Source organism: Yersinia sp. 2542 StPb PI (assembly GCF_048593855.1).
In the GTDB taxonomy this organism is placed as follows: Bacteria; Pseudomonadota; Gammaproteobacteria; order Enterobacterales; family Enterobacteriaceae; genus Yersinia; species Yersinia enterocolitica_E.
On record NZ_JAZGQA010000511.1, the window covers coordinates 1 to 417 of the forward strand.

Here is a 417-nt window from a genome sequence, read left to right on the forward strand (position 1 = left end):
ATAGTATTATATTTTTAGATGAAGTACCGATAAAAACATATAAAGATAAAGACAACAAATGGCATTTAGATGAAATTGACTTACTTATCATTTGCCATACGTTATCCGGCGCAGTTTTATTTACGCCAAATGTAGAGAACGTGGAAAGTGTCGGTTTAGGTCCAGCACTTGCTGCTATTGCAGGTATTCCCTGCGCAGTGACACAGTATACGGCCTTCACCGAGTTTTATGGCACTGAGTACCATCATATTAAAGTAATCCCAGAACACCCCAGGGATGCTGCACAACAGTTATTTGAATGGATGCAGTTACATGCTGCCGAGGCTGACGAGATTAAAACTCTATTAGCTAATAATAAAAAATTTGTTCAATCAAAATTCCCTAGAGAACCGTGGTGTAAATTTATGCATAAGTTAT

1 pseudogene is annotated in these 417 nt (G+C 37.6%); it reads left to right on the top strand.

What is annotated here, in order from left to right:
• Positions 1-417, top strand: a pseudogene (locus tag V1952_RS22540) (hypothetical protein); the annotation flags it as partial.